The organism is Cytobacillus oceanisediminis (assembly GCF_022811925.1).
Lineage (GTDB): Bacteria > Bacillota > Bacilli > Bacillales > Cytobacillaceae > Cytobacillus > Cytobacillus oceanisediminis_D.
Genome location: NZ_CP065511.1, coordinates 4,875,229 through 4,898,336, shown reverse-complemented (window position 1 = coordinate 4,898,336; position 23,108 = coordinate 4,875,229). Strand labels below are relative to the sequence as shown.

Sequence of the window (23,108 nt, the reverse complement as noted above, 5' to 3'; positions counted from 1 at the left end):
TTCCAGGGGGCAATCTCTTTCAAAGGCTGGATCAACAATCCATCCACATTGTGAAGGAGGTGTGATAGTTGGCAAGTAGGAATGAAGCCCAAATTAAGGTCTCTGTCTTTAATCAGGAATTTAATAAGGGCATGAAGGAAATGAGCTCAGAATCTGCCAAGCTAAAACGGGAGTTTCAACTTCAGCAGGAGCAGATGAAACATACTGCATCAGAAACAGAGAAACTAAGTGCTACAGTTGAATATCTGCAGAAGCAGCAGGAATTGGCTGGACGCAGGGTGGCCGAAACACAGAGGCAATATGAAGCAGTTAAAGCCCAGTATGGGGAAAACTCCAGGGCAGCACAGGAAATGGCTGCAAGACTTGACAGGGCAAGAATTGAGGAACAACGTTTTGCCAATCAAGTTATAGAAACCAACCAGTCAATCGAACAACAAGCGGAGCAAGTTGAATCGACAGCAGACAGAATGTCAAATTTCGGCGGGAAAATGAATGAAATTGGACAAACTCTTTCGGCAGGACTAACACTTCCGTTAACAGGAATTGGCACCTTAGCGCTTAAAACCGCCGACGACTTTGATGCAGTTGGAGACAGATTGCAGACGCAGTTGGGACTCACAGCGAAAAAAGCGGAAGAGCTAGAGGAAGTGGCTGCAAACTTATGGAGAAATGCCTTTGGTGAAAACCTTCAGGAAACGACTGATGCTGTTGCAACCGTTTATCAGCAATTAGGGAATCTACCAGTTGGAGAATTGGAAGCTGTAGCTGAAAGTGCTTTTATGATAGCTGAAGCTTTCGGAGGAGACATCAAGGAAACGACAAGGGCTGCAGGACAACTAATGCAGCAGTTTGGTGTAGATTCCACTAAGGCCATGGACTTAATAACCGTTGCATTCCAACGGGGCGGGGATTACTCGGATGAGCTCCTTGACAGTATATCCGAGTATTCCACTCAGTTCGCCAATATGGGATATACAGCAGAGCAAATGGTAGGGATGTTCGCCAGTGGTGTGGAATCAGGGATTTTTAGCCTTGATAAATTGGGGGATACAGTCAAAGAAAGTTTTTTACAGATTACTGATGGAGCAGACAACACCCGGAGTTCTCTTTCTGAACTAGGTCTAGATTTTAAACAAATCGAAGGGGACTTGGCTGCTGGCGGTGATCAAGCCAATGCTGCGTTTATGGCGGTTATGACTGCCATCGCTGGTGTAAGTGATGAAGCAGATAGGAACCGATTAGCAATCGAATTGATGGGTACCCCTTTGGAAGATCTTGGACCTCAATATCAGGCGTTCTTTGCGACTGCCTCAGAGGGTATGACCGATTTTGAAGGAGCAGCCCAGAAGGCATCTGATTCCATGAAAGATAATCTTGGAGCAGAGCTGACATCTACCTTGCGAGAATTGCAAGAGGCTGTTATGCCTTTAGGGGAAACACTTCTTGAGATTATTCAAACAGCACTGCCCTATATTAGAGAGTTCGCAATCACTTTTGCAAATCTTTCACCAACTATCCATATGGTAATTCTTGCATTAGGAGGTTTCCTTGCTTTAATCGGCCCCTTATTAATGATGGTGGGTATGTTTCTGCAAGGTATTGGATCAATAGTAGGTCCTATAGGAATGTTAATAAAAAAGGTCAGGGAATCTGCGGCCATCATGACTTTCCTAAGAACTGCCCTTGCGACTTTATCCGGACCTATAGGCATAATATCTGCACTAGTAATAGGGTTAGCCATCGTTATTTATAAAAATTGGGACACCATTAAAGCTAAAACCATTGAGATCTGGACAACGACAATGGAATGGTTAAGGAACGCCTGGGAATCCATTAAGTCTTTTTCGTCAGAGACATGGACAGCCATCAAAGAGTCCATAACAAATATATGGAATAGCTTTGTAGCTTTTCTAACCAATACTTGGACAACGATTAAAGATGGGATGGCTGCTGCCTGGGAAGCGATAAAAACGGGGATTTCGGTAGCTTGGATGGCTATTGTTACAACCGTTCAAGCCATTCTTGCTCCTTTTGTTCAAGGAATTTTAGATTTCTTTAACAATATGAAAAATGGAGTCTCTCAGATTTTCGAAGGATTAAAGCTGTATTTTACTAGTGTTTGGGACTTCATCAAAAACTTATTCCTTGGATCTTTATTATTGCTTTTAGATCTGGTTACAGGTGACTTCGAAAGCATGAAGGTACATGCAACTCAGATCTTTCAAAATTTAAGCCAGGCGTTATTGGGTATATGGAATGGTTTGAAGCTGATTTTCAGCGGTGCTCTAGAGGCTATCAAAGGATTGGTTTCCACGGCATGGGATCATCTCAAGACAAATACTCTCACAATATTTAATTCCGTTAAAGGCTTTTTGGCTAATACTTGGCAGTCTATTAAGACAACTGTACAGACCATTATTATAAACCTTATATCTGCAGCAATCAGCAGATTTGAAAATTTAAGAGCATCTATTTCAGAAAAGATGAATGCAGCAAGGGCGAAAGTTTCTGAAATCTGGAATGCCATTAAAACCAATTCCACCAATTTGCCTGAGACAATTAAAAACACAGTGCGGGCAAAATTTGAAGCTTTGAAAAATGCTGTTCAGGAAAAAATGAATGCAGTCAAAACTAAAATCGAGGAAATATGGAATAAAGCAAAATCCTTCTTGACTGATATTGATTTGAGCCAGGTAGGAAAAGACATTATCCAAGGTTTGATCAATGGAATTGGATCTATGATTGGTGCTGTTAGGGAAAAAGTGAGAGAAGTAGCCAATTCTGTTAAAAGTAAGATTGAAGAGATATTGGATATTAATTCACCTTCCCGTGTTACAACGGTGCTAGGTGAATTTACGGGAGAGGGATTAGGTAACGGAATTCTGAAAATGAAGAAGTTCGTTCAAAATGCAGCAGAACAATTAGCAAGGTGGGCAACCCCGGATCTGGATCTTGAATCGGCAGCTATTCCTAAACAAGACATTAGCTATAACCTTTCTTCTCAAATTGGGGAAATCAAAGCCATTCAAGATGCATTTAGATCATCATTAGACTTCTTAAACAATCAAAGAGAAAACGGGGACGTTTATATCGATGGTCGGAAAGCAGGCAAAATTTTGAGAACTCATTTGATATCTGAAAATGAACGTTATGAAGAAAACATTGGCATTTTAAGGGGGTGAATCCCATAACCATTGATGATGATTTCTCTCTAATATTTAATAGCGTTATCCTAAGTCAATATTTTCACATAGAAGATATTAGAGGTAGAGGAGTATTAGGCCAAGATGTCGAACTGCTTGAATTCTCAGGAATGGATGGAGCACTCGTATCATCAACAAAGACGCCTGTTCGTATTATTGAGGTTGATATAGCATTTGATGAGGTAAGTGATTTTAAATTACGAAAAGTAATCGAAATCGTAAATGGAGTCCTCATTACAAAAGAAGCAAAATCGCTTGTATTTGAAGATGAAATAGACAGAATTTATTATGCCATTACGAGTGGAGTAAAGGAGACATTTGAATGGGGAGGGGTTCATAGAGATACAATTACCTTTATCTGCCCAGATCCATATAAATACGGTCCAGCAAAAGCTGAGGGTCCTTTTACTGATTTATCGTTGCCTGTGGTATTAAACACCAAAGGTACAGTCAGTACTCCTCCAAATTTTAAAATTTGGCTAAAAGATAATACCACCTTCTTAGATATCATTGGCGATGAGGATTATATGAGGATTGGCAGGCCTGTTAATATCGATGAGTTTGCGGTTGCCGAGCGTGAATTAATCCTTCATGATACCATGTCCACAACAACGGGATGGGGAGATGCCCAGAGTTCTGACATCGATGGAGGAGTTGTGGCCGGGACAATGACAAGTGATGGCACAAAATTCATTGCGTCTTCTCTCGGTTCAGGTACTGCATGGCATGGACCGGCAAAAATAAAATCACTTGGCCAAGAATTAACTGATTTTGATGTAGCAGTGCAGCCCATCCTGGATAATGATGATTTAACAAAAATAGGAAGAATTGAAGTCTACCTATTGGACGTCAATAAAAAGGCTGTAGCTAAGCTTGCGATTAAGGACATGTCAAAAGGTCAGGGTGGAAATATCGCTGAACTTCGTGTCGGGGATAATGTTGTCAATCATTTTATGATTGCGGAATACGGCACCAACTGGAATACCTGGCATAACTTCAATGGCTTACTGCAGATCACGAAAAAAGGCAATAAATGGACTGCTTATGTAGCCAAGTTTATAAATGGTGACCGAAATAACCGTACCTCACGAAAATTCGTGGAATGGGAGGATAGGGAAAATCAGTTTACTAGAAAAGTTGCACATGTTGTCGTACACATTGCCACATACGGCACATCTACACCTTCCCGAATGAGCATCCAGGACTTGGAGGTTTATAAACTTAATCAACTTACAGAAAGTCAAATTCCGTATATTGGGGAAGACGGAGACGTATTCGAATTTGATATGGGAGCCAGCAGAATCCTCAAGAATGGGGATTTTTTCATGCGCAAAGATTTCGGATCTCGTTTCTTTCATCTCCAACCAGGCGACAATGCTTTAGTTTTTAACCCACCAAATGTGATAAGTCGAGTTGAGGGAGAATGGAGGGATAAATATAGATGATTCATATTCTTCACCATCAAACTGACCAAATAATTGGTTGGTTAACAAAAGTGATTGAGGACAGCCATCAAAATGGGATAAAGGATAATGAGGATATTTATAAATTTTCGGTTACAGTAAATGAACCTGATGCTGATAAACTAAATAGTCTATCACGTGTTCTGATACCCGACGAGGATGGGGACTATCGAGAATTTGTTATAAATTATACTTTTGAAGACACAGCGTCAATGACAAAAGAAGTTGAAGCAATAGGTTCATTTGCCGAAATCCGTCAATCCAAAATAGTTTCACCACAAGTTCTGGATAGCCAATCAATTCAAACAGCTGCTGGATTAGTTCTTTCAGGGCTAGAATGGCAGGTTGGAATTGTAGATTATAGCGGTACTAGAAAATGGACAGTAGAAAAGCATCTTGATGCTTATGATGCTCTTCTGGCTATTGCTTCTTTATTTGAATGCGAGCTGAGGTTCAGGGTAACCACTAATGGAGATACCGTTACAGGACGATATGTGGATTTTATTAAGAGACAAGGACTTAACCGTGGAAAAGAAATTACATTTGGAAAGGATCTTATTGGCATTAAACGTAGAGTGCTGTCCAATCGTATTGTCACTGCCCTTCACTGTTTAGGACCAGAAAGACAGGATGGTACAAGGCTAGAAGTGATTGTAAAAAATGATGCTGCATATCAGAACTGGAATCGGAAGGGCAAACACCGAATTGCGTTATATGAGCCAGAGACTTCTGATCAGGATATGACACTAGAAAGGCTCACTCAACTTGGGGAAATGGAGTTGAAAAAACGGATATCTGCAACTGTAGAATATGAAGTAGAAGCAGTAAGCCTGGAACACATCCTCGGTTATGAGCACGAGATAACCAGGTTAGGAGATTCCGCAAAAATCAAAGATGAGCATTTTAACCCTCCAATGTACTTGGATTCGAGGGTTATTTTTGTTGATCGTTCTGTCTTCAATAAATCAAAAAAGACCTTCAAGCTCGGAGAGGTCATTGAATATAAAAAAGAAGATATCATGAAAACTTGGAGAGAGCTACAGGATCTCTATGCAACAAAGGTCATAAAATCCCCGACTGCACCACCAGGAAAGCCGAATATTATTTGGATTAAAACAGGAGGGTCCGTGGAGGTTGCACACACATGGGATTCTATTTTAAATAAATGGATCCCATTGAACGGTAGCGTTACCTGGATTATGTACGCGGATGATGCAAATGGTCTCAATATGAGCCAGGACTCTACCGGGAAAAACTATATTGGGATTGCCTATAATCAGACAGACGAAACTCCTTCTATGGATCCTGCCGATTATACTTGGTCACTTTTCAGGGGGCCTCAAGGGGTGCCAGGACCAACTGGAGAGAATGGACAACCTACCTATACATGGATTAAATATGGAGATGATTCAAGCGGGTACGGACTTTCGGATAATCCAACCGGTAAAAAGTACATTGGTATTGCTCAAAATAAGTTGGTTCAAGAGGAGTCGAATAATCCTGCAGATTACACCTGGGCATTAATTCAAGGACCGAAAGGGGAAAAGGGAAATGACGGATATACCCCAATAAAGGGTGTTGACTATTTTGATGGTAAAGATGGGCAGGATGGGAACTCCAGTTATCTGCATGTCCGATACAGCCAAAATGCTGATGGTAGCTCTATGACGACTGACCCCACAGGGGCGAAATATATAGGGATAGCCACAACTGCAACTTCTGCTGCACCTACAGCTAATACTTCCTATCGATGGAGTTTGATTAAAGGGGATCAGGGCTTACCAGGGGAAAGTGGATCAGATGGACGAACAAGTTACCTCCACATTAAATATTCAAACGATGGAGGGGCTACTTTTACAGCCAATAACGGAGAGACCGTAGGTACATGGATTGGTACCTATGTTGATTTTACTTCTACCGATAGTACAAGTGTTTCTGCTTATACTTGGAATAAAGTAAAAGGTGATAAGGGCGATAAAGGTGACCCTGGTTATACTCCTGTTAAAGGGGTTGACTATTTCGATGGTAAAGATGGTGCCAATGGAACAAGTGCTTATCTATGGGTTCGATATAGTCAAAATGCCAACGGAAACCCAATGGCTACCGATCCTACTAATGCTAAATATATCGGTACAGCAGTTACAACTACAGCGACAGCACCTACCGGATACGCATCTTACTCTTGGAGTTTAATAAAAGGTACTGATGGTTTACCAGGGGAGCCGGGTGCTGACGGAAAAACAAGTTACTTGCATATTAAATACTCTAATGATGGTGGGAAAACTTTCACAGCAAATAGTGGAGAAACTGTTGGGGAGTGGATCGGAACTTACGTTGACTTTAACTCTGCTGATAGTACTAATGTCGCTTTGTATACTTGGAATAAGGTAAAAGGAGAGACTGGGGCGCAAGGTGATAAAGGCGATTCCTTTACTTGGAACCTTTTGAGAAATGGTAACTTTGATAAAGGTGTTGAAAGTTGGACAGGCACAGGTAATGGCTCTTTGGTTGTTGAGGATGGTAGAAAAGCATTTAAGATTTCAGGTGCTATAGGTATTAGCAAAATAGTTTGGCAATCGTTCGCTGCTAAACCTAACACTCAATATACCTTATCGGCTTTACTGAAAGTTATTAATAAAGCTGTGGGACCTACTAACCCCCATACTCGATTATATATTGAGTACTATAACAACGGAGCTTATGTATCTGGTTCTAATGGAATATCGCTTGATCCGTCAACATCATTTGTAAAAAGAAGTGCAACATTTACGACAATTAGTTCTGGATTTACAGAAATTCGTATTCAAATGTACGTTCGTGATGCCACTGGAGACTTCTTCTTTACTGATATTATGTTATCCGAAGAGGATGAAGTCCCTCCATATGCGCCTCATCCCGATGACTTATTATCACCAGTTATATCATATAATTGGGTGAAAACAAGTAACATTGCAATCGATGCTAAGGGTAATATTCGAAAGTCTGGAGGAACAACTGGTTGGAATGAACAAGCGTATACACAAGAATCGTTTACTGGTGGTGCGTTCTTAAGTTTCAAAGCAGGAGATATTGGAACAAACTCAATGTTCGGTTTGAATTCAGACCCAGCTACCGATGCTAACTATCCGTCTTTAGACTATGCGTTCTATATGAATAGAGGTAACTTATTTGTATTTGAAAATGGGTCTAATGTTCAAACTTGTGGAGCGTATGCAGAAGGAGATTCTCTTCAGATTACTTATGATGGAGAAAGTATTAGATACTATCATAACGGAGAGCTAAAGAGGACAAAAGCTGTATCGGCTGGATTGAAGCTATATATCGATAGCTCAATCACTGACCTTTCTTCAAAGAATCAAATTACCGACATATTCTTTGCCCCTATGGGAAGTAAAGGAGATAAAGGTGATAAGGGGGTCCCTGGAGATCCTGGTAGCGATGGAAGGACTCCGTATTTTCATACAGCATGGGCTACTAACTCAACAGGTACTGCAGGATTCTCAACTACTGTATCCACTGGTAAGACATATATTGGTGTTTATAGCGACTATACCGAAGCTGATTCAACCGACCCAACAAAATATTCTTGGTCTCTTATCCAAGGTCCTAAAGGCGATAAAGGTGATACCGGAGACCCTGGTCCTCAAGGACCACAAGGACTACCTGGAGGACATAACCTTTGTGAAAATGGTCATTTTGAAGATGATGCGCCTGGAACTACTCCTAAGTTTTGGACTTACTCTGTTTATGGAAGGGTAGCAGACATTTCAAGCTTTCAGCAAGGGAACGGTTCCAATCGATGTATGGAGCTAGATGCTAGAAACGGTGGAAATGCAGACTATTATGCTTCTAATTTAATTCCCGTTATCCCTGGTCAAAAGTTTTATGTAACTGCTGAGGCCCGTTACTTAAATACAGCCGGAACAAACCATGGAAGAATTGGATTCAGGCGGTATAATGCTGCTAAGCAAGCTTTAAGTAACTGGGATGCACCTCTTATATGGGCTACTAAAAACCTCTCCTTTGAAACTAAAGAAGGGGTTTACACTGTTCCGTCAGGCTGTTATTACCTTCAACTGTGGGTATCTTTCACTAACAATACTGAGACAACAAATAGGTTCTATGTAGACAATATTCACGTCAATAGAATGGTTACCGAAGAGTTAATTGTTGATGGGGCTATTTTAGCAAAACATATAAAGTCATTGCTTGGACTTAATGTAAATGATCAATTTATTGTCGATAATGCCGGTAATGTCTGGTTCAAAGGAAATCTTACAGGAGCTTCCGGAACCTTCTCGGGAAAGATTTCTATAACAGGCGCAAAAGGTACAGTCACAATTGAAAATGACACCATAAAGTCAGAGAAAGATGGTTGGTATGTTCAAATGTCCGGAAGCCAACTTGAGGCATTTATAGGTGCGCTCACCAGTGCGAAAGTAAATGGCAATGGCCTTTTCATGAATAATTTGAACAAAGACCTAAAAGGCGGTTCCGTTTCAGCTGGGAACACAAACGGTGTTACTCATATAGATATCTTTGCTGATAATTATTTGAGGTTGTTAGCTTATGGAGCTGAGAAAGCCAGATTAATAGCCACGGGCATGAGTATGATTGGAGATAATATTATTTCAACAGCAGACCGAGGATGGATTGCGCCAACGCTGCTGAATGGGGTTTCAAATTATGGCGGAGGTTATCAAACAGCTGCTTATTATAAAGACGCATTGGGGCATGTTCATTTACGCGGATTTTTAACAGGATCTGCTGACGGGAAACACATTTTTACACTTCCTGCCGGGTATCGTCCAAGCGCGTTATTAACTTTCACCACATGGTCAAACTCTTCCGTTGGAACATCACGTATAAGCATAAGTACAACGGGTGTTGTTACTGCGACGGTTTCAGGTAATTGGCTATCTCTTGACGGAATTTATTTCTTGTATGGTAATTAAAAAGAGGTGAATAACTTGTTTATCGAAGCTAACATCATCGATGAAAATGGCTTTATTATTGATCCCGTTATCGTGAAGGATACGGACATATTGGAGTCAAACCTAATAAAAGAACCTGTCCCGCCTTTGTTGTATAAACCGCGGTGGACAGAGAATGGATGGGTAGAGGGTGCAACGGCAGAATATATAGAATACGAAGATAACCGAACAAAAGGAACGGCAGAACTTGATTTGTTAAAACAAGAAAACACTTTATTAAAAGCGCAGATTCAAGCGTCTTCAGATAGATCGGACTTTCACGAGGAGCTCATTGCTGAGATGGCAATGCTAGTGTACCCATGATAGTCCGATTTTTTATATATAAAATACTAAAACTAATAGGAGATGATTTCATGATGGCCATGTTTTTTGCACAGCGAGTGATTTTAGGAAAGACTGCTTTTGAGGATGTTCCAGAATCACTAAAGCCTGCAACATACGAACACCTTATAGATAGTGGTGTAGAGTTTTTGGCTGGGGATTACCAGCCACCTGCAGAGTAATTTTATAGAGAACAATATATTGTGTTAAAAAGGGGGGGGCAATGGACATTGGAGGAGATGGACGTGCCACAGAGACTAGACGATCATGAAGAGAGAATATCAAAGTTGGAAGACAACTATGACAAGGTAATCACCAAGATTTCGGATATGGAAAAAGTACAGCTACAGACACAAAATACATTGCTAACAGAGTTTAGTTCAACTAAGACGATGCTGAACGATCAAAATACCATGAACCAAAAACTGCTAGAGCAAATGTACGGCATAAAAACCTTGAAAATAACCACACGCAAAGATATATTTCTTGGGTTATTGGGGGGGACCGGAATTGTAGGAGTATTATCAATTGTCATTTCGCAATGGGATCAAATCACAAAAATATTTGGAGGTAGTTAAAATGTACGAACAACCGAAAACGTGGAAAGACTGGGCCATCCTTTTAAGTGGGTGGCTTTCTTTATTTGCATTAGGCCTAAACGGAATCTCCAATGTCGATATCACTCCATTTGCCAATGATATAGCAAACTTTGTGATTCTTAGTATTTTTATTGCTGTTAATGCCTGGACTGTTTGGAAGAACACGTACACCAGCAAGAAGGCCCAGCTGCAGAAAAAGGCTCTACAGGCACAAGGATTGATGAAGAAAGATAATACGGTAAAACCATTCAGCTCATCTAATGCATTTGAAGATGACGGCAAATAAGCTGCCCTTCCGGGTGGCTTTATTTATATAAAAAGGAGAGGTTATTATGGCATATGCATTTGAAAAACTGCCGCAACTTGTGGATATGAGAGGGAAGCTTCCGAAAAAAGGAGCATATTCAAAAAGGGTAAAGAAAATCACTGATCGGGTTTGGCATCATTCCTTAACGAAAAGCAATCTTGCAGGTTCAACTGCTGAAGCTTTTGCAAGGTATCATGTTTCTCTAGGATGGCCTGGTGTTGGTTATCATTTAGTAATTGAGCCGAAAAATAAAGTGAAAACTACTAAAGGCGAGCGAGCTAGAATTGTATATGCTAATGATATTAGTATGCGCACTTATCATGTAGGTGACAGCAATCAATTTGCTCTTGGAATCTGCGTTGCTGGTGATTTCCGAACAGAAAAATTAGATGACGCAACAAAGGCGACCATCGATGAATTACAGGCAGCCCTTGTTAAAGATGGAATTGGTCAGCGCGACAAATCACATCAAGAAATGCCGGGGTATTCTTGGAAAGCCTGCTGCGTATTTGATTATCAGAAAGTGTTTAAGTTTCTCGATGGGAATGTACCTTCTAAAACATCTCCTGATTTTCATGTTATCCAAGAAGGTGATACATTCTGGGGGCTTGCTAACAACATTGATGGCATTACTGTGAATGATTTGATTGTCGCAAATCCAGGTGTGGATCCTAACAAGCTAAAGATTGGCCAGAAGATTAATTTAGGGAAAGCCAAAAATGCATACACACCGAAACCTGATCAGCCTAAAAAAGCTCAGGAAACATACAGGTATCCATTGCCTTCTGGAGTTTTAAGGGAAGGAAGCAAAGGGGAGAACGTTAAGAAACTGCAGCGAGCTTTGAACGCTGTTTATTTCAAATGTGGTACTGCCGATGGTATATACGGGGCAAAAACTAAAGATGCCTTAAGGCGCTTTCAGATGGTTTATTTGCCTTATGAAGTAGATGGGATATATGGCCCTAATACTCAAAAGAAGTTACAGGCTGTTTTGAAGTCAAAAGGCATAACTTAATGGGTTCAATTGATTAAATAGACTTTTTATTTTAGAGGTACTACAACATATTTATAAATAATCGTCAATTTAGAAGGATATTAAAAGTTATCTCGAACTAATTTTTATATTCTTCTAAAGGAGTTAATTAGAAATGAAATACAAGTTTATAACAATTCTTCATCATATGAAAATAGATGTTAAATTAAATAAAGGAATACAACTGTATCCTGGAACTAGGATTTCCAATGGGGAGGAAGTAAGATCGGAAATCCTTAATTCCATATTGATGCAATCGACAGCGGGTGTTCACTCTGTTGATGAATTTAATGATACTGTTTATTACTATAAGTATGGAGAATTCCCTGAAATTTCGTCTATGGAAGAAATGGGTAAAAAAGGCACAATGACTACTTTTGCTTTTCTTAGAGAGGCACAAAGTTTTGTAACAGACCTCTGGCTTGTAAAAGATAATGGTATTTATGTTAGAGATGGATTTTTGATTACTTATAAAGATAGTATAGAAGATGGTCGTTCATTTAAAGCTTCTTTAGGAGAAATATTTAAAGTTGCTTCTTGTGAAGAAGGTATAAGTGAGTTTACAAGAAATGAAATTGATTCAGCTATACAAACTTTCACACCAATTTCCCTTGATGAAATAAAAGAGGAGACTTTTGGAGGTAAATATCCAGAAAGCAATCATTTTTATAAAAAAGGTAATCCTGGCAGAATGTTTAAGGCACAGTATTTTACAATGGGGGCAAGAACCAGTCATGCGTTACCCATGAAAATAGTTTTGTATTGTACTGCCTTAGAGTGTTTATTTAGTACTGCTAAATCTGAAATTAATCATAGGATTGCAGAAAGAGTAGCTGCTTTAATGGGTGCTTCGGCACAAGAAAAAATAGACATATATAATTTTATCAAAAAGGCTTATAATTATAGATCTGTAATTCTTCACGGTTCGAATATAAGTGGTTCTGAAGAAGATCTAGTTGAGTTTTCTGTAAGATTAGATAACATCTTAAGACAATTAATATTAGCAGACCATGAAGTTTTTCAAAAAATAATAATCAAATTGATGACTTTTTCTTAGAGTTAATATTAAACTGAATCTTTAAAAGCCCTTCTCAGTTGAGAGGGCTTTTTACATTAATCAACATCTAGTGACATATAATTATTTAATCCTACATATTGTAGGCTAAAGATGCTATAATGGAAATTACATCAATATATATAAGACAAAAGAAATACAGTATATTGAAAAGGACTGTTCCAAAGTATGGGTGACAAGCTGATATTGAATTTTGACGAATCAGGTAATCTTGGTAAGCAAGGTAGATATTTTACTATTGCCTGCATTGAAATGCCTTTTACGAAACCTCTAAGTAATGTAATGAAAAAGACTGTATTAAAGGTGAAAAAAGAATTCACTAGATTTGAAAATGTTGATGAAATTAAAGCTAGTGACTCAAACCCAATAATTAAAGATTATTTTCTTAGAAAAATAGCTTCAAAAGACCTGAATATTAGATACATTGTGGCAGACCTTCATCATGTTAAATCGAAATTACTTGAGGATGAAAACCTTCTTTATAACTATATGCTCAAATTCATTATTGAACCAGTAGCAATGAGAAGAGGTCTTAAACACTTAGTAATTAATCTAGATAAAAGAACAATTAAGGTAGAGTCAACAAATTCATTTGAAAACTACATTAAAATTAGACTAAATTATGATTTAAATCTTGACCTTGATATTGAGGTTAGATATATTGAATCGCAGAATTCTTATCCAATACAAGCAGCAGATTTTGTGGCTAATGCGATCAATTCTAAATATGAACATGGGCACAATTATAATTATGATTTAATCTCAAGTAAAGTTGTACAAAGCGAGCGTTTCCCAAGAAGATATTTCGGACAACAAAAAGTTGTTAGTCTTTAGTGTATTATTTTAATACATTTTTGTTTACAATCGAAAACAAGTAATGTTAATATAAAGACATCTAATACGGCGCAAGTAAACCCTATAATATCGTGTGACAACATTTTACACATAAACTGCCTATGTGGTAGTCGATATATAGGTTTTGCGCCATGTCACCCATTTTTTTACTGACCAGGTATTTTTGGTCTTTTTTTGTGCATATTAATAATACTAAGATAGAGTAAGCCCTATAAAACGTGTGACAACATATACACATAAGCGGTCTGTAATGGCAGCCGTTTTATAGGCATCTATCTTATGAAAAAAGCCCTTCTCAATTTAGAGGGGCTTTTTTGAGTTAAAATGGCAAATTATCTTCCGGCAAAACCGGCACTATTTCTCTAACTATCTGTGTTATATCGTTTTTCTCATTCCAGGTCACTTTTTCAATAATTGTCTCTCTCTGACCACTCTCACGCTTCTGCTGCTGGATCCATTCATAAGCAACCACAGCAACAGCAAAATCAGGGTCCTTCTTAAATTCGCTATCCCTTACATGGAATTCTCCATTTCTAAATCCTCGGTTACCTTCAACATTTAGGGTTGTTTGGATTATCACTTTCATTATCCATAGTCCTTTTCCTTTTAGATAAATTATACACGAACATATATTCTGCATTCAACTTGAAATCGAACGTGGGTTCGCATAAGATTATAATAAAGGAGGTTCGATTGAAAGGACATTTTTTATAAGGAGTGTTTTATCGGTCGGGCCTGAACAAAAGATAAGGAGAGGAGCTTAAAAAGTGGGAGTGAAAATGCCGAAAAAGTCCAAACCCCAACGTCCATCACGAGATGATTTTGAACTTGAAGAATTAGGGAATCAGCTAGTTGAAGCTCATAATGAAAAAACTGAGGTTACTTTGATCGTCTTTAAAAAAGAAGAACAGGTGCAAGGGAAAATTGTAAAACTAGACGGTCAGACAAAATTAATTCATGTTGAATCTGGATATGAGACGATTAAAATCCCCTTTTTAGATATATTAAAAGTAGAAAGCGCTCCTCAGCTTTGAGGGCGCTTTCTTCAATTTTATGGGTAATCAATGCAACTGTCTCTATTATAGGGATTACACCTTTTTAAACGATTTATTGTTTTTTTAGTGCCTTTAACAGCGCCATATTTTCTTATAGCCTGGATGGCATATCCTGAACAAGTTGGATAAAATCTACATTTTACTCTTTTGGGCTTAATAGGAGAGAGGAATTTTTGGTAAATTCTTGTAATGATTATTAGAATGCTACTCAACATTATGCGTTACTGTTTCTTTCACTACAGCTTTAGAACCACACTTTTCACATACATTTAAATCCCTTACCTTTACTTTTTCTTTATTAGGTATAAATAATGCCGGTAAACATCCACCACAGCACATCATACTTTTCCCAGCGTTACTTAGATCACTTCCCAAAGCTTCCATTTTTTCTGCTTTAATTGTGTTCTCATCTTTTTTATCATAAAACCAAACATTCCCGCAGCCTTTACAGGTGCATTTTGTTTCTATTATTGTTTTATTGCTCATTTTTTTCCTCCTTTTTTTCCTCCTTCAATGTGTAAAGTTCATCTACCTTTACACCTAATAATTCGGCAAGATCCCACAATTCTTTAACGCTAGGGTGGCTTTTACCGGTACACCAGTTACTTATTGTGTTAGCTGACTTACCATATCTTTTCCTAATAAATTCCCTGTTGTAATCTGATTTCTCAATTAGCCATCCTAAGTTGCTTTTTAATTTCTTCATTCAAATCACCTAAATTAATATTCCACACAAAGTAAAATTATCCCTTTCAATGTTTATTTTTGAAAGATACAAAAATAATTGGGATAGACAGGCAATTTTATAGTGATCAACCCATAAACTGTATCAGACACTGACAGAAAGAGGTGGAGGTACATGATAAACGGGATTATAAAAAGTATTTTTGACGGTTATAGGGATAGCGAAGACACTAAAAAGAGAATGCACGAAAGCAACTTTAATGAGCTGGATGAGACAGAATTTCTATTTTCCTCGGATTTCATGAACCAGATGTATTTCAGTGCAAAAACTGCGGATGATTGCTGCATGATCATGAACTACCTGGAAAGGTATCGATGTGTGGATGCTGGCATTGAAAGCTATGATGACGTTTATTATCAAACGGCAGCCAAGTTGAAAAGAAAGCTGAAGGAGGAAGGGAAACGTGGGAGTCGAGGTTATTCCTTTTAAACAGTTTGTCTCTGGGTATTCCTATATGGCTCCAGATCCCGGATTACTATCCATGGTAGACGGGGGACTGACCTTCTTTGTAGGTACAGGGGCTGTCTTAATGGCCCTCTTTTTTTTAGAAAAATGTGGCGTGCAGATTAATGAAGTGACTGTTCGGGCAGTTGGTCTGGGAGGTGTTCTGTTTGCTCTTGGGTGGGCTGTTTTCAAGAACCCACTCATACGCAGCCTGGTCATCGGGTTTTAGGCAGTCAGTTCTCCAGTCTGTTCGGATATCAATGTTTTCAATGCATAGAGCTTGTATTAAATAGTTCGGTATGAGTGAAACTCCTTTAGCTTTCGCTAAAGTCCTCATTCACTTGTTTCACAAGTTCACTTCGGAAAGGAGCGTTTGGCCAATGATTGAGTGGTTAGCATTTCCCCTTTTGGTTGCAGGAGCTGCGGCCATCCCTAAAGGGAGCAATGAAAAGAAAAGCATTCAGACGATATTTGAAAACACAGGGTACGGAATCACTAATAAAAAAGGGGATCCTCAATTCCCTAAGTTTAAAAAGAAATATCCTATTGTGGACGGAGGAGAGGAGATCGGAACTAAATATGTATTTCAAATTCCACTAGGCTTGCCAGCAACAAAAATGGCTGAAATGGAAAAAAAGGTGCATTTCTTCTCTGATGGATTAAGCCGGCCGGTATTGGTCGAATTTAAAGCCTGGGTAATCCCTAAAGATCCACGAAAGTATTTAGTGATTAAAGTGTTTAAGAAGGATATTCCGGACTTATTCCCATATAAACTTGTTCCGGAATGTCCTGTCTATCCAGAGGACCATAAGAAGGCAGGCGAGAACTTATGGGTGATTCCGTTAGGTAAGGTCCTGGAAGGGATGCTCTGGCATGACTTTGAAAAGATACCTCATATGACTGTGGCGGGGACTACCCGATTTGGAAAGACTGTTTTTCTCAAGGTCCTGGTTACTTATCTGATTGAATACCATCCACAAGATGTGGAGCTGTATACCATCGATTTAAAAGGCGGTCTGGAGTTTGGAAGGTATAAGCTTCTGGAGCAAGTAAAAGGCGTTGCCAGCAATACAATGGAAGCTGGTATCATGCTTGAAGGTATCCACAATCAGATGCAGGAGGAATATAAGTACTTTCACAAAAAATTCTTTACAAACATTTCTAATACTCCAATTAAAAAAAGGAAGTTCATCATTGTGGATGAAGCAGCGCAATTGGCTCCTGAGAAGTGGATGGATGCCGTTACAAAAGAAGTACTTGGAGCTTGTCAATATTATTTAGGTGAGATCACTCGGATTGGGGGTGGTATTGGGTACAGAGAAATCTTCTGTACCCAGTATTGACCCAACTTCAGACACCTTGCCCCGTTCCATAAAGCAAAATTCAGATGGAAAAGTCACATTCAGGCTGCCATCTGGTTATGCTTCAGAAGTGGCCATCGATGAAAGGGGAGCTGAGGAGCTGCCATCTGATGTGAAAGGTAGGGGGCTCTATAAAACTCATGAGCTCCAGAAGATGCAGGTTCCACTCTTAGAAGATCATGAAATGTGGAGAAGATTAGAGAGATACCAGGTACCACAATCAATGAAAGGAGCCCCAGAAAATGTTGTCGAGTATCGAGAAAAAGAAGAGCCGCCAGGAGAAGATCTTGTTAAGTTTGGATAAATTGGTCTTTGCCTCAAGAGAACATCTGCAGGTATTGCATGGATTGGGTACCGATCGGAACGCGCTAAAAGTGCTGAATCGGATGAAAGACTTTCTACACATTAAAATGTACAATGGCAAATATGTGTATTATCTTAACACTACCGGAATGGATCTGATTGGTTCTGATAAAGAAGTGAAATGGTCATTGTCTGTTGATCATCACCTTCTCAGAAACGATATGTACCTTTATTTCAACCGTCCACAAGACTGGAGGATAGAAGAGAAAATCACCTTTAAGTACCAAAGCGGACTGACCTACAAAGAAACCTCAATTATTCCTGATGCAACATTTACTCATCATAAAGTTTTTCACTTTTTAGAAGTCGATCGTACTCAATCCATGGCTGAAAATAAAAAGAAAATAAAACAGTATGAACTTCTTTCTCCAGCAATCGAAAAGCAATATAAGCATAAGCCTGTACTTGTCTTTTACACTACAACTGAAAGTAGAAGGGAGATACTGAACCAATATTGTACAGATGTGGGGCTGCTGTGTATGATCTTTACTAAAGAGGACATAAGATGATTCAGATTTTAGGTGTGCCGATTTTGTGCCGAAACAGGTTTAAAAACTTTGAAATGGTTTGAAACTGGAATAATAAAAAACACTGATTTTTAACGTGTTTCTTCATATTAATATAGAGTTTGATTTTGGGATTTAATCAAATTCGAAATGGAAGGTTCCATCGGTTAATAATAAAATTTTTAAAAAAAGATTGAACGGCCATGCCGTTCAATCTTTTTTTGTTTAAGAGGCTCCACCTTTGCATGAAGGCAGTTATTAAACCTATATCTTTAATCCAAGTCCTTCTGCCGATTTCTTTATGTCTAGAAATGAATGATAAATAAAGTGTTGGGTGAAAATAGAAAGTAGGTGATGAGTTTATGGAGAATATCATATCTTTCCTTCCAAAATGGGAACATTTATTAGGTGCTTGTTTAGCTTTTATCATTCCCTATTCTATTTCCAAAGTTTCAAAATGGTTACGATCTATTAAATCTAGTTAAGGATTTAGCACCCCCCCTTAAACAAAATTTCCACACCTAAAGCAACTTAAAACTTACCCGTTTCAAAAAATATTTCATGTAAGCAGGTGAGGGAGATGAATCGATGGGCTTGGTTGCAAAAAAGGCAAAAACAAACGAAAAATGGTCATGAACAAGTAAAGATACATGGAACGAATGTATTCTTTTCATCGAGTTTGGATTCTAACCTCGAGCAATTACAAAATATCTTAGGAAATAATCCTGATATCGCGATTCGCAGATTTTATATTGACTTATATAACGTCAAAGCAGCTGTCGTTTTTATTAAAGGGCTTGCCGATAAAGAGCAAATTCATGAACAAATATTAAAGTCAATCATGTTAGAACTTCAAATGCGAGAATGCTATGTAAAAGAAGACCGGGCCACCGGCTCTCACATCAAAGAAATCATTAAAGACCATGTTGTAACGCTAACGGATGTAGAAGAAAACAACAAGATAGAAGACTGTGTGATGAAGGTTTTGAATGGAGATACGGCATTATTAATTGATAACGTCGATACATCCCTTTTACTTGGAACAAAAAAATGGCCATCAAGACAAATTGAAGAACCAATTACAGAAGCTACTGTAAGGGGGGCAAGAGAAGGGTTTGTCGAAAATATTCTTGTGAATATGTCTTTAATTCGAAAGCGAATTAGAGATCCCCATTTAGTTTTAGACAAATATACAATCGGACGCAGAAGTCAAACACCGGTTATCGTAGCATATATAAAAGATATTACAAATGACAGCATCATCCAAGAGGCCAAAAAACGATTAGAAAAAATTGATATTGACCAAATACTTGAATCGGGGATTATTGAGCAGTTCATTGAAGATGATTTTTTATCCCCGTTTCCACAACTCATAACAACTGAAAGACCGGATAAAGTAGCAAGTGGATTATTAGAAGGACGTGTAGCCATTTTAGTTGATGGAACGCCTTTTGTATTGCTGCTGCCAATCACGATTACCTCTATTCTTCAGGGGCCAGAAGACTATTATGAACGGTGGTTTGTTGGTTCTCTCATTCGCTTCATGCGGTTTGGAGCAGCGTTTGTCTCTTTATTCGGTCCTTCATTATATGTAGCACTTGTTTCGTATCACCCAGGGTTAATTCCAACTGATTTAGTGATCTCGATTGCAGGAAGCAGGGAAGGAGTCCCCTTTCCAACCATTGTGGAAGCATTATTGATGGAAATCACAATTGAAATACTGCGGGAAGCTGGAGTCAGGCTTCCAAAACCAATTGGACAAACAGTTGGAATTGTAGGAGGGCTTGTTATTGGGGAGGCAGCTGTAACAGCGGGCTTAGTCAGCCCAATGATGGTCATTGTTGTGGCAGTCACGGCAATTTCGTCCTTTTCTTTACCGCAGTATGGGGCGGCAATAGCTATTCGTATATTACGCTTTGGAATGATGCTTTCAGCTGCTGTATTAGGGTTATTTGGAATTATTATGTTTGCGATGGCCTTAACGATTCATCTTGTCAAGCTTAAAAGTTTTGGTGTTGACTATACCTCTCCATTTGTTCCATATCAATTTAAGGATTGGAAGGATGCAATACTTCGATTACCATATAGTGTTCTAAAAGAGAGACCTGAAATGTTAAAACCAAAAGACTCCACTCGGATGAAATAAAGGAAGATCATAGTGAATGGTTCAAATGAACAAATTACATCTACTCAAGCAACAGTTGCTTTAGCAATGACGGTCATTGGTGTTGGGATTGTAACATTACCCCGCGTGAGTGCAGAGGAAGTTCAAACGCCGGATATTTGGATCAGTATGATCATTAGTGGCGGAATCACATTTGTTGCTGCATTTTTTATAACCAAGTTATGTCTTCAATTTAAAGGAATGACGATTTTTCAATTTAGTCCTATATTGGTTGGTAAATGGGCAGGTTTCATTTTTAATCTATTTATCATTAAATATTTTATATTAGTTGGTGGATATCAGGCGCGATCAATGGCTGAAGTGCTTCGCGCTTATTTGTTAGATAAAACTCCGATAGAAGTAGTGATTATCGTATATATCGCTGTAGGGGTGTATATCGTGATTAGCGGCATTTATCCTATTGTAAAATTGCTTCAAATTTACTTTCCGGTTGTTTTGGTATTTATTTTATTTATGCTGGGACTTAGTGTAACAAATGTTGATTTAAATAATCTTCGCCCGATCTTAGGTGAAGGGTTTATGCCAGTTGTTAACGGGATTAAGCCCACTGCATTATCTCTTGCTGGAATTGAAAGTTTTCTTATTTTAATCGCTTATATGCAAAGATCGCAGCAAGCTATGAAAGCTGCAGCCGTAGGGTTATTTATCCCCTTATTTATGTATATTTTGATCGTAATAGCTGTTGTTGGCTCATTATCAATAGATGAGGTCAGGCTGTTAACATGGCCGACGATTGAACTGGTCAAATCAATTGAAATGAAATTTCTCCTTTTAGAAAGGTTTGAAAGCTTTTTTATCATTCTTTGGGTGATTACAACGTTTACATCCTTTATTATGAATTTTTATTTTGCTAGTTTAGGTTTGAGTCAAGTTTTTAAGAAAGCGTACAAACCTTTTGTGTATGGTCTTATACCTTTCATTTATCTATGTGCGATGTATCCGGAAGATATAAATGGAGTTTTTAAATTAGGTGACTATATTGGCAACTTGGCCATCGTAATTACAGGAATTATCCCCGTATTTTTTTTAATCATTGCCTTCATAAGGAGGAAACGAAATGCGAAGAATTAAAAAAAGCATCTTGATATGCTGCTGCATCTCGATTCTTTTTATGGGAGGGTGTTGGGATCGCATTGATATTGAAGATATGGGTCTAGCTGTTGGTGTCGGAGTGGATTATCAAGAATATTCAACAAAGCGCCTAACTCCTGAATTTACAATTCAATCTGTTGTACCTAAAGTTTTGGCTGGAGAGAATGGAGGCGGCGGCAGTCAAGCAGCACCATTTCAAAACTTAACAATGGATGAGTCCTCTTTATTTGAAGCGGGCCGTGAAGCTTCCACGGTTACAAGCCGCAGTCCGAATTATGCCCATTTAAAAGTATTGGTCATTAGTAAGGAAGCGGCACAATCCATTAATTTGCTCCAATTATTGAATTTTTTCTTTCGCGACCATGAAATAAGACGGACTGTTCATGTATTGATCTCAGAGGAGAAAGCAAGCGAAATATTAAGCATAAAAGGAACGAAGGATCCAGTACCTGCTTTAAAGCTATTGTCTATAACAGAAAATATGGAAACGAAAACGGCAAAAATGCCCACCAAATTATCCTTAGGCGATTTCTCGGAAAAAATGTCGGCTAGTTCAAGTTTTTTGGTTCAGAAAGTACAAAAATTTAAAGATGGAGTTCAAATCATTGGAGCAGCAGTTATCAAAGGGAATACACAGAAAATGATTGGGGAGCTTAATGAAGATGAAACCTTTGGAATTAATTGTATTACAGGTGAAGCTCAAGCTGGTGCCGTAACAGGAGTTGATAAGGAAACGGACAAAATCATTTCATATGAAATTGATCACTTAAAAAGTACTATTAAGCCTAAGGTAAATGGAGAGGCCATTTCGTATACAGTAAACATTAATACTGAAGGCCGATTAGCTGAAGATTGGATTCCAAACAGTGATGCTTTTAATGAGAAGTTTATTCGGAATGCAGAAAAGCAAGTTGAAAGAGAATTTATGCGATTAATGGAAGCAGGATTAGCCAAGACCCAAAAAGAATTAAAAGTAGATGTCGCTGGATTTGGAGAGAGTTTACGAATCAATCAACCGAAAGTGTGGAAAAAAGTAAAGAAAAATTGGGAGGAACAGTTTCCTGAAGCTTCAATAGATATTAACGTGAAAGTTAACATTAAACAATTCCAGACTCAAGGCAGAAAAATGAATAAATGAAATAATAAAAGTGCAAAAGGAGCAAAACGTTCAACTAGCTTATACTGGTCCATTTTAATTCATATAAGTTGGCCACTTCACAATATAGGGTAATATCAGAGGAGTAACAAAATAAGAATTTTTCATAGCCATAGGATGCTTTCTTCGAGTTAAGGAGAAAGCGTCTTGTTTTATATACGGCAAGAACTTGAAGTTCAATAAATTTAATACTTAGCAATCAATTGTTTATTATTTTAAGGAAGGTTAAAAAATCCTATGGTAAACTGGATTAAAAATCTTGGAAAATTGAAACTTTTTTATGAATTATAATCATATAGAGTTTCAGTTTGAAATTTCCGTTAAAAGTAAAAGTAAAGTAAAAAAACGGAG

At 38.4% G+C, this 23,108-nt stretch carries 23 protein-coding genes; 19 read left to right on the top strand and 4 right to left on the bottom strand.

Annotation, left to right across the window (positions count from 1 at the left end; all coding sequences use genetic code 11):
* Positions 1 to 68 precede the first annotated feature (68 nt).
* From IRB79_RS24635 to IRB79_RS24590, 10 genes are all read left to right on the top strand, one after another.
* The gene (locus tag IRB79_RS24635; RefSeq protein ID WP_243505791.1) at positions 69 to 3,182 is read left to right on the top strand and encodes a phage tail tape measure protein; all 3,114 of its coding nucleotides are present in this window, start codon (positions 69 to 71) and stop codon (positions 3,180 to 3,182) included.
* Positions 3,179 to 4,648 carry a distal tail protein Dit gene (locus tag IRB79_RS24630; protein ID WP_243505790.1) on the top strand — a complete coding sequence of 490 codons (1,470 nt, stop codon included), beginning with the start codon at positions 3,179 to 3,181 and terminating at the stop codon, positions 4,646 to 4,648. The genes IRB79_RS24635 and IRB79_RS24630 overlap by 4 nt, the downstream gene beginning before the upstream one ends.
* Complete coding sequence (locus IRB79_RS24625) at positions 4,645 to 9,621, top strand: phage tail spike protein (RefSeq protein ID WP_243505789.1); 4,977 nt, start codon at positions 4,645 to 4,647, stop codon at positions 9,619 to 9,621. Before IRB79_RS24630 ends, IRB79_RS24625 begins: the two co-directional genes overlap by 4 nt.
* Positions 9,622 to 9,636: 15 nt before the next feature.
* Positions 9,637 to 9,963, top strand: coding sequence for a hypothetical protein (locus tag IRB79_RS24620; RefSeq protein WP_243505788.1), 327 nt, complete (start codon positions 9,637 to 9,639; stop codon positions 9,961 to 9,963).
* Between the two features lie 50 nt (positions 9,964 to 10,013).
* Complete coding sequence (locus IRB79_RS24615) at positions 10,014 to 10,163, top strand: CD1375 family protein (protein WP_243505787.1); 150 nt, start codon at positions 10,014 to 10,016, stop codon at positions 10,161 to 10,163.
* A 48-nt stretch (positions 10,164 to 10,211) separates the two neighbouring features.
* Positions 10,212 to 10,559 carry a hypothetical protein gene (locus IRB79_RS24610; RefSeq protein WP_243505786.1) on the top strand — a complete coding sequence of 116 codons (348 nt, stop codon included), beginning with the start codon at positions 10,212 to 10,214 and terminating at the stop codon, positions 10,557 to 10,559.
* 1 nt (position 10,560) lies between these two features.
* Positions 10,561 to 10,866 carry an SPP1 phage holin family protein gene (locus IRB79_RS24605; RefSeq protein WP_243505785.1) on the top strand — a complete coding sequence of 102 codons (306 nt, stop codon included), beginning with the start codon at positions 10,561 to 10,563 and terminating at the stop codon, positions 10,864 to 10,866.
* A 46-nt stretch (positions 10,867 to 10,912) separates the two neighbouring features.
* Positions 10,913 to 11,902, top strand: a complete 990-nt coding sequence (locus tag IRB79_RS24600; RefSeq protein ID WP_243505783.1) for a peptidoglycan-binding protein — start codon at positions 10,913 to 10,915, stop codon at positions 11,900 to 11,902.
* 133 nt (positions 11,903 to 12,035) lie between these two features.
* Entirely contained in the window at positions 12,036 to 12,977 is a 942-nt protein-coding gene (locus IRB79_RS24595; protein ID WP_243505780.1) for a HEPN domain-containing protein, read from the top strand.
* Between the two features lie 186 nt (positions 12,978 to 13,163).
* Positions 13,164 to 13,829 carry a DUF3800 domain-containing protein gene (locus IRB79_RS24590; protein ID WP_243505778.1) on the top strand — a complete coding sequence of 222 codons (666 nt, stop codon included), beginning with the start codon at positions 13,164 to 13,166 and terminating at the stop codon, positions 13,827 to 13,829.
* 340 nt (positions 13,830 to 14,169) lie between these two features.
* Here IRB79_RS24590 and IRB79_RS24585 read toward each other — a convergent pair whose 3' ends face one another.
* Positions 14,170 to 14,436: a hypothetical protein gene (locus IRB79_RS24585; RefSeq protein WP_243505777.1), complete on the bottom strand. Its 267-nt coding sequence runs from the start codon at positions 14,434 to 14,436 to the stop codon at positions 14,170 to 14,172.
* 181 nt (positions 14,437 to 14,617) lie between these two features.
* On the opposite strand from IRB79_RS24585, the gene IRB79_RS24580 reads away from it, so the two are divergent.
* Positions 14,618 to 14,884, top strand: coding sequence for a YolD-like family protein (locus IRB79_RS24580; protein ID WP_431833402.1), 267 nt, complete (start codon positions 14,618 to 14,620; stop codon positions 14,882 to 14,884).
* A gap of 17 nt (positions 14,885 to 14,901) precedes the next feature.
* Here IRB79_RS24580 and yidD read toward each other — a convergent pair whose 3' ends face one another.
* From yidD to IRB79_RS24565, 3 genes are read right to left on the bottom strand one after another with little or no spacing between them, the layout of a single operon-like run.
* Complete coding sequence (yidD, locus tag IRB79_RS24575) at positions 14,902 to 15,120, bottom strand: membrane protein insertion efficiency factor YidD (RefSeq protein ID WP_243505775.1); 219 nt, start codon at positions 15,118 to 15,120, stop codon at positions 14,902 to 14,904.
* A complete protein-coding gene (locus IRB79_RS24570) occupies positions 15,110 to 15,391 on the bottom strand; it encodes a hypothetical protein (protein ID WP_243505774.1) in 282 nt (93 codons plus the stop codon). The genes yidD and IRB79_RS24570 overlap by 11 nt, the downstream gene beginning before the upstream one ends.
* Complete coding sequence (locus IRB79_RS24565; RefSeq protein ID WP_243505772.1) at positions 15,381 to 15,611, bottom strand: helix-turn-helix transcriptional regulator; 231 nt, start codon at positions 15,609 to 15,611, stop codon at positions 15,381 to 15,383. Before IRB79_RS24565 ends, IRB79_RS24570 begins: the two co-directional genes overlap by 11 nt.
* Positions 15,612 to 15,764: 153 nt before the next feature.
* Here IRB79_RS24565 and IRB79_RS24560 point away from each other — a divergent pair, with 153 nt between their 5' ends.
* The 8 genes from IRB79_RS24560 to IRB79_RS24525 all read left to right on the top strand — a co-directional run bounded on the left by IRB79_RS24560 (position 15,765) and on the right by IRB79_RS24525 (position 22,739).
* A complete protein-coding gene (locus tag IRB79_RS24560) occupies positions 15,765 to 16,079 on the top strand; it encodes a hypothetical protein (RefSeq protein ID WP_243505770.1) in 315 nt (104 codons plus the stop codon).
* A complete protein-coding gene (locus IRB79_RS24555) occupies positions 16,054 to 16,323 on the top strand; it encodes a hypothetical protein (protein ID WP_243505769.1) in 270 nt (89 codons plus the stop codon). The genes IRB79_RS24560 and IRB79_RS24555 overlap by 26 nt, the downstream gene beginning before the upstream one ends.
* 151 nt (positions 16,324 to 16,474) lie before the next feature.
* The gene (locus IRB79_RS24550) at positions 16,475 to 17,437 is read left to right on the top strand and encodes an FtsK/SpoIIIE domain-containing protein (RefSeq protein ID WP_243505767.1); all 963 of its coding nucleotides are present in this window, start codon (positions 16,475 to 16,477) and stop codon (positions 17,435 to 17,437) included.
* A complete protein-coding gene (locus tag IRB79_RS24545) occupies positions 17,403 to 17,759 on the top strand; it encodes a hypothetical protein (RefSeq protein ID WP_243505766.1) in 357 nt (118 codons plus the stop codon). The genes IRB79_RS24550 and IRB79_RS24545 overlap by 35 nt, the downstream gene beginning before the upstream one ends.
* Positions 17,743 to 18,327, top strand: a complete 585-nt coding sequence (locus tag IRB79_RS24540) for a replication-relaxation family protein (RefSeq protein ID WP_243505764.1) — start codon at positions 17,743 to 17,745, stop codon at positions 18,325 to 18,327. Before IRB79_RS24545 ends, IRB79_RS24540 begins: the two co-directional genes overlap by 17 nt.
* Before the next feature lie 577 nt (positions 18,328 to 18,904).
* Positions 18,905 to 20,470, top strand: a complete 1,566-nt coding sequence (locus tag IRB79_RS24535) for a spore germination protein (RefSeq protein ID WP_243505763.1) — start codon at positions 18,905 to 18,907, stop codon at positions 20,468 to 20,470.
* A gap of 12 nt (positions 20,471 to 20,482) precedes the next feature.
* Positions 20,483 to 21,580, top strand: coding sequence for a GerAB/ArcD/ProY family transporter (locus IRB79_RS24530; protein WP_243505762.1), 1,098 nt, complete (start codon positions 20,483 to 20,485; stop codon positions 21,578 to 21,580).
* On the top strand, positions 21,567 to 22,739 hold the full coding sequence (locus IRB79_RS24525; protein ID WP_243505759.1) for a Ger(x)C family spore germination protein: 1,173 nt from the start codon (positions 21,567 to 21,569) through the stop codon (positions 22,737 to 22,739). The genes IRB79_RS24530 and IRB79_RS24525 overlap by 14 nt, the downstream gene beginning before the upstream one ends.
* Positions 22,740 to 23,108 lie beyond the last annotated feature (369 nt).